Annotated in this window: 14 protein-coding genes; 4 read left to right on the top strand and 10 right to left on the bottom strand. The window is 53.0% G+C overall.

Annotated elements, in window-relative coordinates; all coding sequences use genetic code 11:
- Nucleotides 1-593: 593 nt before the first annotated feature.
- Both pssA and ilvC read right to left on the bottom strand, forming a co-directional pair.
- On the bottom strand, nt 594-1,502 hold the full coding sequence (pssA, locus tag G8770_RS23525) for a CDP-diacylglycerol--serine O-phosphatidyltransferase (RefSeq protein ID WP_167192494.1): 909 nt from the start codon (nt 1,500-1,502) through the stop codon (nt 594-596).
- 163 nt (nt 1,503-1,665) lie between these two features.
- The gene (gene ilvC, locus G8770_RS23520) at nt 1,666-2,682 is read right to left on the bottom strand and encodes a ketol-acid reductoisomerase (protein WP_167192497.1); all 1,017 of its coding nucleotides are present in this window, start codon (nt 2,680-2,682) and stop codon (nt 1,666-1,668) included.
- 385 nt (nt 2,683-3,067) lie between these two features.
- Between ilvC and ilvY the strand changes: the two genes are divergently transcribed.
- The 3 genes from ilvY (at nt 3,068) to G8770_RS23505 (ending at nt 6,956) form a co-directional block, all read left to right on the top strand.
- The gene (ilvY, locus tag G8770_RS23515; RefSeq protein WP_167192493.1) at nt 3,068-3,940 is read left to right on the top strand and encodes an HTH-type transcriptional activator IlvY; all 873 of its coding nucleotides are present in this window, start codon (nt 3,068-3,070) and stop codon (nt 3,938-3,940) included.
- A 346-nt stretch (nt 3,941-4,286) separates the two neighbouring features.
- Entirely contained in the window at nt 4,287-6,026 is a 1,740-nt protein-coding gene (argS, locus tag G8770_RS23510) for an arginine--tRNA ligase (RefSeq protein ID WP_167192492.1), read from the top strand.
- A 165-nt stretch (nt 6,027-6,191) separates the two neighbouring features.
- On the top strand, nt 6,192-6,956 hold the full coding sequence (locus G8770_RS23505; protein ID WP_167192491.1) for a sulfite exporter TauE/SafE family protein: 765 nt from the start codon (nt 6,192-6,194) through the stop codon (nt 6,954-6,956).
- Nucleotides 6,957-7,328: 372 nt separating this feature from the next.
- Here G8770_RS23505 and G8770_RS23500 read toward each other — a convergent pair whose 3' ends face one another.
- From G8770_RS23500 to G8770_RS23465, 8 genes are all read right to left on the bottom strand, one after another.
- Nucleotides 7,329-7,700: a VanZ family protein gene (locus G8770_RS23500; protein ID WP_167192490.1), complete on the bottom strand. Its 372-nt coding sequence runs from the start codon at nt 7,698-7,700 to the stop codon at nt 7,329-7,331.
- A gap of 425 nt (nt 7,701-8,125) precedes the next feature.
- Complete coding sequence (locus G8770_RS23495) at nt 8,126-9,562, bottom strand: undecaprenyl-phosphate glucose phosphotransferase (RefSeq protein WP_208022478.1); 1,437 nt, start codon at nt 9,560-9,562, stop codon at nt 8,126-8,128.
- Nucleotides 9,563-10,044: 482 nt separating this feature from the next.
- Nucleotides 10,045-10,758 (bottom strand): tetratricopeptide repeat protein, encoded by a 714-nt coding sequence (locus G8770_RS23490; RefSeq protein ID WP_167192489.1) that lies wholly within the window; start codon nt 10,756-10,758, stop codon nt 10,045-10,047.
- Nucleotides 10,759-10,952: 194 nt separating this feature from the next.
- Nucleotides 10,953-11,681 carry a tyrosine-protein phosphatase gene (locus G8770_RS23485; protein WP_167192488.1) on the bottom strand — a complete coding sequence of 243 codons (729 nt, stop codon included), beginning with the start codon at nt 11,679-11,681 and terminating at the stop codon, nt 10,953-10,955.
- 213 nt (nt 11,682-11,894) lie between these two features.
- Entirely contained in the window at nt 11,895-12,236 is a 342-nt protein-coding gene (locus G8770_RS23480; protein ID WP_167192487.1) for a four helix bundle protein, read from the bottom strand.
- A 126-nt stretch (nt 12,237-12,362) separates the two neighbouring features.
- Nucleotides 12,363-14,552, bottom strand: coding sequence for a GumC family protein (locus tag G8770_RS23475; RefSeq protein WP_167192486.1), 2,190 nt, complete (start codon nt 14,550-14,552; stop codon nt 12,363-12,365).
- Between the two features lie 112 nt (nt 14,553-14,664).
- Nucleotides 14,665-15,216, bottom strand: coding sequence for a polysaccharide biosynthesis/export family protein (locus G8770_RS23470; protein ID WP_243760658.1), 552 nt, complete (start codon nt 15,214-15,216; stop codon nt 14,665-14,667).
- Nucleotides 15,217-15,312: 96 nt separating this feature from the next.
- The gene (locus G8770_RS23465; RefSeq protein ID WP_167192485.1) at nt 15,313-16,527 is read right to left on the bottom strand and encodes an outer membrane beta-barrel protein; all 1,215 of its coding nucleotides are present in this window, start codon (nt 16,525-16,527) and stop codon (nt 15,313-15,315) included.
- A gap of 279 nt (nt 16,528-16,806) precedes the next feature.
- On the opposite strand from G8770_RS23465, the gene G8770_RS23460 reads away from it, so the two are divergent.
- Nucleotides 16,807-17,508: a transposase gene (locus tag G8770_RS23460; protein WP_167192484.1), complete on the top strand. Its 702-nt coding sequence runs from the start codon at nt 16,807-16,809 to the stop codon at nt 17,506-17,508.
- Nucleotides 17,509-17,617 lie beyond the last annotated feature (109 nt).

The following is a 17,617-nucleotide window of genomic DNA, read 5'->3' as shown; positions in this document are numbered from 1 at the left end:
CCCCGGTGTTCCCGAAGCAGGAGGCGCATTATACGCAATCCGTTAAGCTTGGCAAGTTCTTTTTTTGTTTAGTTTTAACAACTTAGCCGCCAAAACTTCACTTTCAAAAACCTGCTGAAGTACGCTTTAAAAAAGCTCTTGCACTTCAGCTTACCTCTCAACAACCTGGCTTCGAATCACTCGCTGCTCGTCGTTGAGAGCGGCGCATTATACGGAGCGCCAACCAGTTAGCAAGTGAAATATTAAACTTTAATTTCAAACTCGACTAACTCTCAAAAAAGCACTGCAACCTATTGATTCTTAGTACTTTCAGGCCCTCGGCAATCAAGGGAGGCGCATTATGCTGATCCACCACCATGTGGTCAACTGGAATTTGAATCTTTTAAGGGGAAAACCCCGTATGGAAAAACCAGAGAGGTCCGCAGACAAGTTTCCTTACGGGCATCTTTAACTATAGACAAGAAGGAAAAGACTTCAAGAAAGGATCACCACTTTCACACACCGGAACCCGCCCTACAAAAAAGGGCGCTATGCGCCCTCTTTCAATGCCATCACCGCGCCCGCTCACAACCAAGCGAAGGCGCGACAGGCGCTTAGCTCCCTTTCTTTCGGAGAGACCAAACCCACATAGCCAAACCCGAGGCCGCATACAGCCCAAACAAGCCCAACAAGATTCTTGGCGGATCGATGGCAACAACCCCAAACGCCAACACCACCAGCAAAATCATGAAAAATGGCACCCGGCCACGAAAGTCGAGCTCTTTGAAGCTGCTGTACTTGACGTTGGACACCATCAGCAAGCCCATCAGTGCGGTCACGATACCCGCAACGATCGAGGGGCGCCCCGCCATGTCGACATCAAATCCGGCCCACACCATACCCGCAATGACTGCCGCTGCTGCCGGGCTCGCCAGGCCGATAAAATAACGCTTATCCACCTCCCCGACCTGGGTGTTAAAGCGCGCCAACCTTAAAGCCGCTCCGGCCACATACACAAACGCAACGCCTACGCCAAACTTCCCAAGATCCACCAGAGCCCAGGAGTACACCACCAAAGCCGGGGCAACCCCAAAGGAAACCATATCCGACAAGCTGTCGTACTGGACACCAAACTCGCTGGTGGTATTGGTCATGCGGGCCACCCGACCATCCAGACCATCAAAAATCATGGCCGCCAGAATCGCCAGGGCTGAAAATTCAAAGTTACCCTGCATGGCGGCCATGATGGCGTAAAAGCCACTGAACAGCGCCGCCGTGGTAAAGAGATTGGGCAACAAATAGATGCCTCGACGACGCACCTTTTTGCCGTTTTCATTGACCTCTTCGAAATGCTCATCAATGGGCAAATCGATAGGCAAGATGCTCTCATCCCGGGCTGCATCGTCCGAAGCACTGTCCACTGAGGCACCTTCACCCCGAACACTCTCATCGCGGAGGCCCTTATCCTGCTGATCATGAGGACGGGCAGATTGTTCATCATCTTTAGGGGTCTGATCTTTCATTAGAGCCTTTTATACACAAATATTGAAAGGAGGCCATGATACTGGTTCTTAGCCCCGGTAGAAAGGATTGCAGTTCTCACAAAAAAGACCTCAAAACCTCACCCCCAGAACCCAAAAACGCGGCCGAAGCCGCGTTTTGTCAATCACATCAGAGAGCCTGAACTTAGTTTTTGCTCTTATCGATGATCTTGTTCGCCTCAATCCAGGGCATCATGGAACGCAGCTGCGCGCCCACTTGCTCGATTGGGTGTGCCGCGTTGTTACGACGGTTCGCAGTCATTGAAGGGTAGTTGGTCTGACCTTCAGTGATGAACATCTTGGCGTACTCACCATCCTGAATGCGTTTCAGAGCGTTGCGCATAGCCCAACGAGACTCTTCGTTGATAACCTCAGGACCCGTCACATACTCACCGTACTCCGCATTGTTGGAGATGGAGTAGTTCATGTTGGCGATGCCGCCTTCGTACATCAGGTCAACAATCAGCTTCAGCTCATGCAGACACTCGAAGTAAGCCATTTCTGGCGCGTAACCCGCTTCAGTCAGGGTCTCGAAACCGGCTTTAACCAGCTCAACACAACCACCACACAGTACCGCTTGCTCACCAAACAGGTCAGTTTCGGTCTCATCTTTGAAAGTGGTTTCGATGATGCCGGAACGTCCGCCACCCACGCCAGAAGCGTAAGACAGAGCCACTTCTTTGGCAGAGCCGGAAGCGTCCTGGTAAATAGCGATCAGATCAGGAATACCGCCGCCGTTAACAAACTCGTTACGAACGGTGTGACCTGGCGCCTTAGGAGCGATCATGATGACGTCCAGATCAGCACGAGGAACAACCTGATTGTAGTGAATCGCAAAACCGTGAGCAAAAGCCAGGGTAGCGCCCTGCTTGATGTTTGGCTCAATTTCTTCGTTGTACAGCTTGCTCTGGAACTCGTCCGGAGTCAGGATCATAACAACGTCAGCGGCCGCAACGGCAGTAGGCACATCGGCAACTTTCAGACCGTGAGCTTCGGCTTTCGCCACAGAAGCAGAACCTGCACGCAGGCCAACGGTCACATCAACGCCAGAATCTTTCAGGTTACAAGCGTGAGCGTGCCCCTGTGAACCGTAACCAATAACAGCAACTTTCTTGCCCTGGATAATGGACAGATCGCAGTCCTTATCGTAATAAACTTTCATCATTCACCTCTTAACAGAAGAAAACCTTCATCAACGAAGGCATAAATTCAGCAAATACATGAAGCCGGCTGACCATCCGATCAAAACCCGCCTCAGGAAATCATTCACCTCAGGCATGTATTGGGGCTCACCCCAAAACCTGACATTCGAACCATCGCGCCAGCGCAGACCTCAGACGAAACCGCGCTTTATTGAGGCTCGCGCAAGAGACCAGACCCAGTGGGGACAATGATTCATTGGACGCGCATTCTAAGAGATAGCTTTCGTTGCGTAAAATGATATATTTGCAACACCACGTTTACATTTTTGCAACACCACTAAAAACACAACCGCTCAAACACCGCCCAAGACCCGCCTATGGGTACTCGTTTATGGATGCTCGTTTATGGACACTCGCTCACTGACTCTGTTCCTGAACCTGTCAGAAACCCTGCACTTTGGTCGCACCAGCGAAGAGTTGCACATCAGCGCCTCTGCGCTCAGCCGCAGCATCAAGCAGCTGGAAGAAAATTTAGGCGTCACCCTGTTTGAGAGAGACAACCGCCGGGTGGCCCTGACCCAGGAAGGCAAACTGTTTCAGACCTATGCGCGCGACACCCTGCAGCAGTGGGATGCCTTTCGCGAATCGCTGATGCAGGAAAGCCACGACCTGAAAGGCGAGATCAGCATCTATTGCTCCGTCACCGCCAGCTACAGCTTCCTGTATGACATCCTCAGTGACTTTCGACAACGCCACCCGCGCATCGAGCTGAAGCTGCACACCGGCGATCCCGCCCCGGCCATCAACCGGGTCCTGAACGGCCAGGAGGACATTGCCATCGCCGCCCGACCCGACAAGCTGCCGGACAATCTGGCCTTCCGCCGGGTCGCAGTGTCACCGCTGGTGCTGATTGCCCCCCGGGAAGCGAGTGACAACTTACTTACCAGCACGCCCAGCAATGCCGAGGAGTGGGCCAATACGCCGATGATTTTGTCCGAAGAAGGGATCGCCCGGGAGCGGGTCGACGGCTGGTTCAAGCGCATGAAAGTGTCGCCCCGAATTTACGCCCAGGTGGCCGGCCACGAGGCCATGGTGAGCATGGTGAGCCTCGGATTTGGCATCGGAGTCGTCCCACAGATTGTGCTGGAAAACAGCCCTCTGGCCGATCGCGTCAAAATCCTGTCGCTGCCGAATGAATTGGGGCAGTACGATGTCGGCCTGTGTACCCTCAAAAAACGCCTGAAGAGTCCCATTATCAACGCTTTCTGGGGCAGCTAACGGGTATTCGACGGGGCGCAAGCCGTGAAGTCCCACATCCAACCTACTAGAAATCCCACATCCAACCTACTAATTAGCGCCCCGGCACGATAAAATCGCGCACCATATTTAGCGTGTCCAAACATACGCGCGCCCTGCACACCATAAGTCCGGTTTAGATTACAGGTTCAGGCTATGACTATACTTGGCCACGGTACAGAACTGGACTTGGCCCACGGTACAGAACTGACCGCGGCTCAGGATGCAGCTGACGCCAACTAAAGCGACACGCTTGTTAATCAGGCACGTTTTGAATTAGACATTTTTTAAATCAAAAGCCCCATACAGATACCCCAATTGAGTCCCTATGAATATTCGCGAACTGCTGAACCAAAAAGTCCAACAGGCCATGCAAGCAGCCGGCATTCCCGCCGACTACAGTGCACACCTTGCCCCGTCCAAAAAAGCGGGCTTTGGTGACTATCAGGCCAATGGCGCCATGGCCGCCGCCAAGGCCATGAAAACCAACCCTCGCGAACTGGCTCAGACTATTCTCGACAACCTCGACCTGGACGGCATTGCCGAAAAAACCGAAATTGCCGGCCCCGGATTCATCAACATCCACCTGGCCGACAACTGGCTGGCGCAACAGACCGCCACCCTGCTCAATGACCCTCAACTGGGACAGGAAAAGGTGGCGGCGCCTCAAACCGTGGTGGTGGACTACTCCTCCCCCAACCTGGCCAAAGAAATGCACGTCGGTCACCTGCGTTCCAGCATCATCGGCGACGCTCTGGTACGCGCCCTGGAGTTTCAGGGGCACCGCGTGATCCGCCAGAACCACGTGGGCGACTGGGGCACCCAGTTCGGCATGTTGATTGCTGAACTGGAAGACCAGATTGAAGATGGCGAAGCCGCTGAATTCGCCCTCAAGGATCTGGAAGGTTTCTACCAGCAATCCAAAAAACACTTTGATGAAGACGAAGACTTCGCCAAGCGCGCCCGCGATTACGTGGTCAAACTGCAGTCGGGCGATGAGCGGGTGCTGGGCTTGTGGGAAAAATTCAAGCGCGTCTCCCTGCACCACAGTGAAGAAATTTATGAACAACTGAACGTCACCCTGAAAGAGGAAGACGTACGCGGTGAGAGCGCTTACAACGACGACCTGCCGAAAGTGGTCGCCGCACTGAAAAAGCAAGGTCTGGCCGTCGAAGACCAGGGCGCTCAAGTGGTGTTCCTGGAAGAGCTGGCCGACAAAGAAGGCAACCCCAGCCCGGTCATCATCCAGAAGCAAGGCGGTGGCTACCTGTACGCCACGTCCGATCTGGCCGCCCTGCGCTACCGCACCCAGTCGCTGCAAGCTGACCGCATCCTCTACTTTATCGATGCCCGTCAGTCGCTGCACATGAACCAGGTGTTCACCCTCGCCCGCAAGGCCAAGTTTGTGCCTGACAATGTGAGCCTTGAGCACCACGCCTTCGGCACCATGATGGGCCCCGACGGCAAGCCGTTCAAAACCCGCACGGGCGGCACCGTGAAACTGGCCAGCCTGCTGGATGAAGCCGTCGAGCGCGCCGCCGCCCTCATCGCCGCAAAAGACCCGGGCTTAAGCGAAGAAGAAAAAGTCGAGGTCGCACAGAAAGTCGGTATTGGCGCGGTGAAGTACGCCGACCTGTCAAAAACCCGCACCAACGACTACATCTTCAACTGGGATGCCATGCTCAGCTTTGAAGGCAACACGGCCCCTTACTTGCAGTACGCCTACACCCGGATTCAAAGTATTTTCCGCAAAGCCGGTGTCAAACCCACCGACCTGGCTGCCGACATCAACATCGGCACCGAAGCGGAAAAAGCCCTGGCCCTCAAACTGCTGCAATTCCCGGAAGTGCTGGATCAGGTAACCCGCGAAGCTTACCCTCACGTACTGTGTACCTACCTGTACGACGTGGCCAGCCTGTTCATGAAATTTTACGAAGCCTGCCCGATCCTGAAAAAAGACGTCGATACCGCCACCCGCAACAGCCGTCTGGGCATTGCCCACGTCGCGGCCCAGACCCTCAAGACTGGGTTGGATTTGCTGGGCATTGAGACGATGGAGAAGATGTAAAAAGATAGAGGCGAGTGGCGAGATACGAGATGCGAGGAAAAGAAAAGGGACCAGAGGCGAGGAGCTGGAAAAAGGCAGCAGCCAGCCATACTGACAGCGAGGGCGGATGCTTGGGTTTTATGTTTTCCTCGCACCTCGCCACTCGCATCTCGCATCTGCCCTTCTATGATCACTGATCCATTTTTCTACCTTTGCGCCATTCCCGCCATCCTGCTTTACGGGATGGCGAAGGGTGGCTTTGGTGGCGGTATTGCGGTCATTTCTGTGCCGCTGATGACGCTGGCGATTTCGCCGGTGACCGCGGCGGCGATTCTGTTGCCCATCCTGGTCGCCATGGACTTTGTCGCCATCTGGAGCTTTCGCGGCCAGTGGAGCCGGATCAACATCAAATACACCCTGCCCGGGGCAATTGCCGGGATTGTGGTGGGGGCGTTTACCTTTCGCTACCTCTCTGAAGATGCCATTCGCATCATGATCGGCCTCATCTCTGTGGCCTTCTGCCTCGATTACTGGTTCAAACGCAAAAGCACGGTCAAGCGCGAGCCCAATGCCCTGCGCGGCACCTTCTGGGGCTCGATTGCCGGCTTCACCAGCTTTGGTATCCACGCCGGCGGTCCGCCGATCAGCGTGTACATGCTGCCGCAGCAACTGGAAAAAACCTTGTTGATGGGCACTTTCGCGGTGTTTTTCACGGTGGTGAATCTGGTCAAGGTCATCCCTTACGCCTGGCTGGGGCAATTTGACCACAGCAACCTGATGACCTCGCTGGTGTTGATTCCGTTAGCGCCGATTGGCGTCAGGCTGGGGTTTTACTGCCTGCACAAGGTGAGCGAACAGCTCATCTACCGGTTGTGTTATTTCTTTCTGATGGTGGTTGGAGTGAAATTGCTGTGGGAGGGAGTGGGTAATTTGGTAGTGGCTGGGGGTTAGTTCGTAGTGGCTAGTTACTAGTAGCTAGTGACTAGTGACTAGTGACTAGGAAAAGATTGGAAAGGCTAGCGGCCACCTCAGGGGGCTCTCTTGCTACGTAATTCACTTTGGAGTGGCTAGAAACTAGTAGCTAGTGGCTAGTTTCTAGGAAAAGATTGGAAAGACTAGTGGCCACCCCAGGGTGCTCTCTTGCTGCGCAGTTCACTTTGTAGTTACGAGTTACGAGGAAAAGACTGGAAAGCCCAGACAATGATAAGGGCTGGCACGAGATAAAGAGCTAGGAAATACTTCCAAAAATTTCAGTCTTTTATTTGCCCCTGTCTTTTCCTCGCCTCTAGTTACTAGCCACTAGCTACTGTTTTTTCCTAGCTTCTAGAGACTTTCTTTTCTGCCATATGGCTTAACATAGCGCGTAATAGCAAAAATTAAAATTGCGCCGACGATGACACCGACAGTGTCTACAGCAAAATCTTCCCAATCGAAGGTGCGTTTGGGCAGGTAGAGGTCTTGCCCGATTTCAATGCCGAAGCCCAAGGCGACCAAGGCGCTCAGAATGAAGAGCCAGTGCCAGCGAGGGAAGGCCAAGAGGAAGGTGATGGTGATGCCCGCGAAGGCAATCCCATGCACCCATTTATCAAAATGATCCGTATACTGCGGCAGCGGGTCAGGTCGAAAACCGGCCCAGGCCATCAGCACTAAAGCCAGCAGCGCAAGGCAGCGCCAAATCAGCGTATTGGAAAGCAAAGCACCTACCAACCTCTCACCCCACTGCTATGCTGCATGTTCATCCAGCCTCTGCGTGCAACATGTCGATGCCGCAGAGACAAAGCCGGTCTGACGACTCACCCGTTTGATCAAATTGTACAACATGAGAATTCGCACTGGTGTGACTCAAGTCAGCTGACGGGTGAACAACACTCGTGTCGCCGGCTAGTGGTTAGTTATGAGTTCCTAGTTACTAGTTACTAGTAACTAGGAAAAGACTGGAAAGGCTAGTCAGTGATAAACCCAGGCATGAGTTACGATGCCAGCAAAATCTCACAGCACTTCATTCTTTCTGTTTGCTCTGTCTTTTCCTAGCTTCTAGTTAGTGCCTACTCCTGTCCCTTCCTAGCTTCTAGCTTCTAGCTTCTAGCCACTAGTAACTAGTAACTAGCCACTGCTTTTCCCTAATACGCATTCTTACCAATAAAACCCTTAAAGATGGTCTTAATGATAATTTTAATGTCCCACCACACAGACCAGTGATGTATGTAGTGTAGATCGTGTTCGACGCGTTTTTCCATTTTTTCCAGGGTATCGGTCTCGCCGCGCCAGCCGTTCACTTGTGCCCAGCCGGTGATGCCTGGCTTGATCTTGTGGCGGCGCATGTAGTTTTTCACGATGCCACGGTATTCTTCGTTGTGGGCAATGGCGTGGGGTCTTGGGCCCACAATCGACATACTGCCCTGCAACACATTGATAAACTGTGGCAGTTCGTCCAGCGAGGTTTTGCGCAGGAAAGCCCCGACGCGAGTGATGCGGTTATCGCCTTTGGTGGCCTGCTTGAAGTCGCTGCCGTTTTCCATCACCTTCATGGTGCGGAATTTCCAAACCTTGATCGACTTGCCGTCCAGGCCGTAGCGCTGCTGCTTGAAAATCGCCGGGCCCGGTGAAGTCAGTTTTACCAGCGCTGCAATAAACAGCATTAATGGTGAAATCATGGTGAGGATGATGGAGGCTATTACAATGTCTTCCAGGCGCTTGAGCCAGCCGTTCAAACCGCGCATGGGCTCGCCGATCAAACCGTACGCCGGTAAACCATTGAGGTTAAAGCTGCGGGCGTGCAAATGTTCGAACACATTGAGGTCCGGCACTACGTAAACCGTGGCGGTGGAGTTGGACAACCGAGCCAGAATATCCTGAATGCGTTTTTCGGCGCGCATGGGCAGGGCAATGTAAATGCTGTCGAGCTCGCCAGAGATGGCTTTTTCCACCAGTTCATTGATGGTGCCAATGGCATCGCACTCAATGCTCGAACCGTAAGCCGCACGGCGGCAATCAAAGTCCAGCTCGCGGGACTTGCGACGGTCGTCAAAAAAGCCGTGAATTTTGTAGCCCGCCCAGTGGGCTGATTTCAGCCGGCTGGCCACTTGGAGAGCCAGACTGCCGGTGCCCACAATGGCCGCCGAACGGGAGTTATACCCCATAGACCGCAGCCTGCGCATAGCACTGCGAACGACAACGCGCCAAACCAGCAACATGGACAGAACCGCGATAAACCACTGCGCCACCATCGGCCAGGAAAAGAGTGTGGCTTCAACCGGGCTGAACTGCCCCAACAGACAAATAATGACAAAGCCCATGGTCCAGCATAAAGCGACCTGCTTGGCCTCGGCCCATAAACTTTCGGTGCGGTAGGAGCGATAGATGTCGGTAAAGTCAGCCAGAATCTGGTGTAACAGGCCGCCGAGCAAGCCCGCCATCAAGAAGTCGCTAGTCACCGCCTGGTTATTGAACCAGCCGACGATAACAATGGCTAAAACAATTAACGCCGAGTCTAAACAACGTGACACGAACGCCAGTTGCGACGCATACGGTTTAATCAAACCCTGATTAGTTGACACAAGAGATCCTTCTTGAAACTTTTTTAGCTCTTAGCCCTTAATAACAGGCAATAACAAATCAATTACCAACGCGCAAACGACATCAAATACCCTGAAATAAAGGATACTGAATGGGTCTCTGCACAGTTATTGTTCAGTAAAAGAGTTGTCCCCCAAGACACTCAAAACGCTGATAAGGGCACACACCAAATCGGTACGAAGACCTCAATCTAAAAATTTTGAGCAAGGGGATGGTATCATTAGTGTGACACATGTCTCAACATTTACATGAACCGAGACCCGTACATTTTGATCTATCACAACGGGGAAATTGCAAAAAAACAGCTTTAGAAAAGACGACCACAGCAAAGCGGGTGAAATTACGAACAGCAAAGCCGCGTATCTGTAACAGCAACCCACGTTAAAGCCCCACAAAAGGGCTTGCCCGCACAACAAACGGGCGCAAAACCCTCTTTAAAAGACCAACGATCTAAACCCAAACGCTACTGCGGGGCTTTTTTGAACAAGACACTTTTAGACAGAACCTGCTGGCAATGACGGCGAGCAAACTGCGAGATGTCATTGCTCTGCAGGCTCACACAAAAAGCCGCCTCCATGCCGCGCTGTTCCGCCATCGCAAAGGCCTGACGGGAAAACTTCACAGAAAAAGACAGGGCTTTTTCAAACAGTGCCTGCACGTCACCGCGCTGCGACCAACTCAACTGTGGCCAGGCCCCCAGACCGGCATTCAAGGCGCTCATTACCGACCGACGATCCCAGGGACCATACTGCTGACTCACCGTCATCGCCTGCCAGAATGCTTCATCAAACTGACCCGCCTGAGATTTCAGCAGCGCCAACTCCGACCAGGCATAAGGCCAGTATGGTCGCTCGGCAATCGCCTGCTGATAAAACGCCAAGCCGGTATCCGACACCGCAGGCTCAGCATCCGCCACGAAAAACCGCCAACTGTACAAACGCCCCATCGACTGCAAATAATCCGGGTGACCGGGCGAAAAAGCCAACGCGGTCTCGAGGTACGAACGTGCCGAATGCCACTGCGCCAACGTCAACGGAGCATCCAAACGTCCCCAACGAAGCTCAAGCCGCTTCGCCTGATAGCCATTCAAATCGCCCCACATCGCCGACGCCGAAGACAAGCCCAGCGCGACCAGCACACCGATGGCTACATATTGGACAAACTGCCGAGATAACATTGATTACACTCTTTTAAAAAATCAGATGCGAGATGAGCCCAGATTCGAGATATGAGATATAAGATTCGAGATGAACCCAGATACGAGATAAAAGCAGGTGTAAGAATAGCTTAAATGCTGCAACTGACTTTAATTTGTATCTCGCAAGCTTCTCTCACTCGGATCTCGAATCTGAACTTATCTCGCATCTGCTTTCAAGCCACAAACTGCCCACCCACAATCTTCAATGGATTGTCGTACACCAGCTTGTGCGCTTCTTCCTGGCCCACAATCGCGGCGGCGGCTTCGCGGCCTGCGGTTAAATTGACCGGACGGCGTCCGACATGATGGGCGTCGGAGGCCAATACCGTCACCACACCCATCTCCAATAGTTGTTCGGCCCGCTCCTGGGCCGATTCACCAAACTGACCCACCACCGAACCGGCGGTGACCTGGAACAAGCAGCCCAACTCAATCAGCGGCTTTAAGGTATCCATCTTGCGCATCACATCTTTATTGCGTTCCGGGTGGGCAATCATCGGCATCACATTCTGCTTGATCAGCCAGCTGACAATTTTATCGGTACCGGGCAGGATGTGACTGTGCGGCATTTCCAATAACATCACCTTCTTGCCATCGCGGTTACCCAAGAACGGTATTTCCCGATTGGGCAACATCGATAAAATCTCAGGCCCAATACGAACCTCGCCGGCAAACCCCACCGTTAAGGGAATCTCTGCCGCAGACAACGCCTCACGAAACGCCAACACCGCCTTGTGGATCCCGGGAATAGAATTCTCCCAACGGCCATGATGAATATGCGGCGTCACCACAGAGTGCGTCACTCCGTCGGCAACCGCCTGGCGAGCAAGATCCAGAGCAGCCGACATGTCTTTGGGACCGTCGTCGATTGCAGGGAGAAGGTGGCAGTGGATGTCGATCATAAGGGGCCAGATGCGAGATGACGAGATGACGAGATGCGAGGAAAAGGCAAGATCGAGAAGCTAGGTGACGAGATGCGAGGAAAAGACAAATTCGAGAAGCTAGGTGACGAGATGCGAGGAAAAGACAAATTCGAGAGGCGAGTAGCTAGTCGCGAGATACTGAATAAGACCAGATGCGAGACGCTTGTAGGTGGTAGAGGAAAGTCGTTGGCTTTAATCTTTAACACTTCGAATTAAACCTTTTAACATTTTTGACAATTCACTGGCTTCGGCCAGCCAGCGCTTACCTATTTCATCGGGGATAAAACCCACTGCAATTCCAATATCAGCCTGGGTTTTAAATTCCCCAATTGAGCCTTTTGCTATATCCAGAAACCGTCGCCGCTCTTTACCTGACATCCGCTCACAGCCCTCAGCAATATTACTGGGAACCGATAATGCTGACCGTGTGATTTGATCTTTGAAACCGAAGTCACGGCAGTGTGACAGAGTTTGGTAAACCTGAATCGCTAAAGCTCGACTGCGCTTCCAAACCTCAAGATTTTCATAAAGCATCCATGCTCCTTAAATCCTATCTTCAAATAGACTTAACGTCTCGTCCCTGTATTTAATCTTTTTCTATCTTTTAGATCCTCGAATCTCGAATCTGCTCTTATCTCGCATCTAGGAAGAAGGGGCTGCTTAAGCCGCCTCTTCTTCCGAGGTATACCCATACCCCTGATAATAACCCGCGTAGTACGAACCGTAGTTGCTGGTTTTTTCCACATCGACCTGATTGAGGACAACGCCAGTGATGGTTGCGCCGACTTCTTTCAGGCGGTTGATGCCTTTGGCGGCCAGGGGAGCGGCGGTGTCATCGGCTTTGACTACGTACACCAGGGCGTCGGCGTAGGTGGACAGCACCATGGCGTCGCTCACGGCGTGTGTCGGGGCGGAGTCGATGAGGATACGGTCGTAGCGTTCGCTCAATTTTTGCAGTACCTGGGCAAAGCGTTTGGACGACAACAGTTCCAGTGGGTTGCCCGGCACCACACCGGCGGTGATCACGTCGACGGTGGAGTTTGGCAGTTTGTGTACGCAGTCTTTGAAATCGGCAGTGCCGGCGACCAGATTCGATAAGCCCGGGGCGCTGCGTGGCAAGCCAATGGTTTTGGCCAGGGTTGGGCGGCGCATGTCGGCGTCGATCAACAGCACTTTTTCCATCTGCCCGACCGCTTCGGCCAGGTTCAGCGATACGGTGGATTTGCCTTCGTTGGGTACCGACGAGGTGATCACAGTGATCTTGTGCGGCTCGTCCAGGTTCGACAGCATCAAACCGGTACGGATGGTGCGTATCGCTTCGGCAAAATTACTCTTGCCGTCGGACAAGAAGCCTTCAAAGGCCTGCTCGGATTTGTTCGACTTCACCAGCGGCAAAAAGCCCAGCATCGGCGCACGCAGTTTCTCGTCGACATCATCTGGGGTACGCACGGTGTTGTTGAGCGCGTCCTGCAAGAAGGCCAACATCACACCCAGCATGCCACTGGCCACCATGGCCAGCAACGCAATCAGGGCTTTCTTCGGCTTAACCGGCAAACGTGGCGCCACCGCCGGGTCAATCACCCGCGCGTGGGCCGCCTGCAGGCCACCGGCTTCGTCGGTTTCTTTGGCGCGCTTCATGAACATATCGTACAACTGGCGGTTGGTTTGCACCTCGCGCTCCAGTTCACGCAGCTTGAATTCTTTGCGGTTAATGCCCTGCAAGCGCTTCTTGGCGTCGTCCAGTTGCGCGGCAAAGGTGCGTTCGGTTTGCATCGCGGCCCGGTAATCGGCCTGCAGACCACTGCCCACACGTTGTACCTGGCGCTTCAGTTCACCCAAAGCCTGACTCGACTCCGACATGGCAGCCTTCATTTTCGGGTGTTTGGGGCCGTAACGCTTACTCAGCTCCGCCACCTTGCGCTCGGCCTCGGCCTGCGATTGCTTTAAAGATTGCACCAACGGGTGACGCAAGACGCTGGGGATCGCCATCAACTGGTCGATGGTCGGGCTGCCGCCCAAAGACTGCACTTGTTCGGCGATATTCTGTAATTCGGTCAGGTTGCGGCGGGCCTCTACGTAGCGCTGGGTCAACTGCTCCAGTTCTTCGGCGCCCATGGTTTGCACACCCTGCACATCCACCAGCTCGGCAGATTCACGGTAGTCCTGCAAACGCTCTTCAGAAGCCTGCAAGGTATCGCGCAAATCGCCCAAGCGCTCGCCTAGCCAGTCCGCCGCCTTGCGCGTAGCGCTCAACTTGGCTTCCATGTAGCTCTCGATGAACACATCGGCCAAAGTATTGGTAATGGCGGCCGCCAACTTGGGGTCGGCAGATTCGAAATTGATCTTTACTAACTGGGTATTGCGCACCGGCTCGATACTCAACGCGTCGTTAAACTGGGCGAAAACGTCGTCGAAAATTTCCTGCTCAGTGAGAGGCGCCTCATCGTCGTCCACCGGAATCAACGCACGCAGGCTGAAACCACTCTCACGCTGGCGGGGGTCAAATAACGGGTGGGTATCGAGCTTCAGGCGGCGAATAACCCGTTCAGCCAGATCGCGAGACTTTAAAATCTCAAACTGGGTCAGAAAGTATTCTTTGTTGGTGGTGTTGAGGCCATAAACATCCTCAATGGACAACACCTTGGCCTGCTCGCTTTCGATCAGGACGGTGGTAGAGGCCTTAAACACCGGCGTCATCGAAAACACCACCAGCACGGTCAATAACGTCACCACAAACGATAAGGCAGCTATATTCCATTTGTGCTGCATCAAAACACGCCAGTAATGGCGTAAATCAATCACTTCTTCCTGAAATTCCGGGCGTTGGTCGGCTGACGTTAAATCTTTCATAAAAACTCAAATGTAAAAAAGTTACGAGAGGACGAGATACGAGATACGAGGAAAAAGAGACGAGTTACGGTGACTTTTCTCGAATCTCGGCATCTCGAATCTCGGCATCTGTCTAGAAAAAACTTTGTTCTATGGTAATGCTGTCACCGGGTTGGACCGGGCTGTTCAGCTCTACGCGGCGCGGGGTCGAGGTGGGGTCGTTGTCCGACACCACAAAGATGTTCTTTTTGGACGCCCGTTCGGTAAAGCCCTCAGCCAGAGAGACCGCTTTACGAATGGTCAGGCCGGGCTGAAAGGGAAAGCCGCCGGGCTTTTCGACTTCGCCATTAATGTAGAACTGACGGTATTCCAGAATCGTGACCGACACTTTAGGGTCGATCAGATAGTCACCCAGCAACCCCTGGGTAATCTTGTTTTGCAGCTCACCCACGGTCAGGCCAAGCAGTTGCAGCTCACCCAGAAACGGGTAAGACAGGGTGCCGGCATCGCTCAATTGCGACTCAACAGACAAGTCGTCTTCGCCGTACACCAAAATTCGAATCACATCACCAGACCCCAGCGTATATTCAGACATGCCGCCACCCTGGGCGTACACACTGCCTGAAAACTGAGCCAGCAAAATCACCAGCAGAGCCACAAAACCACGAGCTTGCATAAATTTCATATTATTACCCAGATACGAGATACGAGATACGAGATACGAGCCAAGGAAACTGTTTTTCCTCGCATCTCGCCACTCGCATCTCGCATCTGCTTTTTCTTACATACTTACGTTCAAGTGCATAGCCACTTGGTTGCGCTCATAACTGAAGGCATTTTGAGTAGAGTCTTTCTCGCTGTAAGAGGCTGAAAAGCCCACATCCAACCAACGACGCATGCTGTAATCCACACGCAAGCCGTAAGCGGTCAGCTCGTCTTCACGCTTAACCGCGGCACCCTTGTAGGTTTCGTCGGTAAAGTTGTAGAACAGATTGCTGGTGACGCGGTCAGTCCAGCTGTGCTGCCAGCTCACACCATAGGTTTCGGCATCAATGAAGCTACCGACACCATTGGTTTCACGGGGCTCACGGGCCGTGTTCAGCGAGATCATGGAGTAGGTTTTGGGCGCCCACTGCACTTCGGCCTCCCAGCTGGTGCCGGAGAAGTCTTTGCGATCGGCATCGTCAAAGTCTTTCTTGGCCTGACCGACCTTGATGATACCGGTGGTTTTGGCCGTCGCTTCCCAGGTCACACCCGCCATGTATTTGGTTACGGTGCTGTCCAGGGTATCGAATGAGCCCACAACCGCATCGGGATCGCTGTTGTAGTCAATATCGGTTTGCTTGGCTTCGAGCAATACATCGGTCTTGCCGCCAACGCCCCAGTAGAAGGTTACGCCACCGCTCAGGTCTTCACGATCGCGACCTTTGGTCAGGTCACGGTGATTGGTGTATTCCTTATCGTAGTTGGTGACGTTGAACACCAGGCGACCAGGCGAGGTCTCGCTGCCGTAGACGTACTCGGCGTCCAGGGTGATGTCTTCGTAAGTGTCCGGCTCTTCGATACCATCCGCACCGCTGCCCTGACTGAAACCGGTACCGCGATCTTCATGGCTGTCGTTATAGGTGGCCGTCAGATCCAGCTGATTGCGGTGATTTGGCTCCCAGCTCATCGCGGCCGAGGCGGTATTATCGTTGAAATTGTCGTCGCTGCTGGCCTCATACAGGCCGGCAGAATGCTGATAACCCATCAACACTTCAACAGTCCCCAGATCGGCAGCGGCCTGAATAGAGGGCGCCAACACAGTGACCCAGGATTCTTTCTCGTCTTCTGGCTGAGAAAAAATGTTGTTGTCGTAACGCTGCTCCAGAGTCAACGCCGGCGTCAGCTCAAACGCGCCCGCCTTGATAACTGCAGGCTCCAATGCCTGTACCTGAGATGCGCCCACAGCGGCACACAGCGCCATCATTGATGGTGCGGTAAATTTTTTATACATGGTAAAGCTCCTAATGATATCCCTAAAACACTTCCATTTATTGCCCAAGCCACATCAAACCAATGCAGAACAAAGACAACACCCCCAATTTGAGACGGTGATTCTAGTGAATTATGTGACAGAGGTCACTAGAAAATTGGAACCAATGCAATTAAAAAAAGAGGGTTTATAACCAGAAAAGGGGTCAGAGCCCTTTTTGAGATCTTTATTCGACATTGTGTACTCCACTTTCATTTCTGATAGCCTTAACTTTTCACGATTGGTTTCAAGGATGAAGCTATGCCCAGGAAACGGAGATTCTTTATCGCCGGCGTACCGGCCCATCTTGTTCAGCGCGGCCATTCCCGCCAGCCGGTCTTTTTTGAGTCACAAGATTATGCAACCTATGCCCACTGGCTGAAGGAGGCCGCAATCAAGTACAAGGTGGCTGTTCATGCCTTTGTACTGATGACCAATCACGTGCACTTGCTGGTCACACCCACCACAGAAGCAGCCGCAAGCCAGCTTATGCAATATATCGGTAGACGCTATGTGCCCTATATCAATCATAAATACGGTAAATCCGGGACTATTTGGGAGGGTCGCTTCAAGGCGAGCCTGGTGCAGGACGAGCAATATCTACTGACCGTGATGAGATATATTGAACTGAACCCGGTAAGGGCAGGCATGGCAGAGCTGCCAGGGCACTATCGCTGGTCAAGCTTTGCCCATAACGCCGGATTGCGCAGCATTTCATTTGTCTCGCCACACCCGATTTATATGGCCCTGGGAGAAGGCTCTGCATCAACCGCAGCGACAGCTTACACAGAGCTATTTAGAGGATCGATCGCAACCGAAGACGTGAACAGGATCTATGAATCCTGGACCACGGGGACACCGCTGGGTAGCGATTATTTTAAACAGCGAGTAGAAGCCCAGCTGGGGTGCAAAGTGGGACATGCCCGTCGAGGCCGACCGGTTAAGAGTGAAAAAGGGCTCTGACCCACTGCTGTCCCAGTTATTTTCATGTTTTAAGAAGCTCCATCTGATACCCCTCTTGAATCGGGATGTCAGTTGGTGCAATTAAGTCTCGCAGGCTCTTCTTGGAGAA

It is taken from the genome of Pseudomaricurvus hydrocarbonicus, from assembly GCF_011602365.1.
Lineage (GTDB): Bacteria > Pseudomonadota > Gammaproteobacteria > Pseudomonadales > Cellvibrionaceae > Pseudomaricurvus > Pseudomaricurvus hydrocarbonicus.
This window is presented reverse-complemented; position numbering and strand designations above follow the sequence as displayed.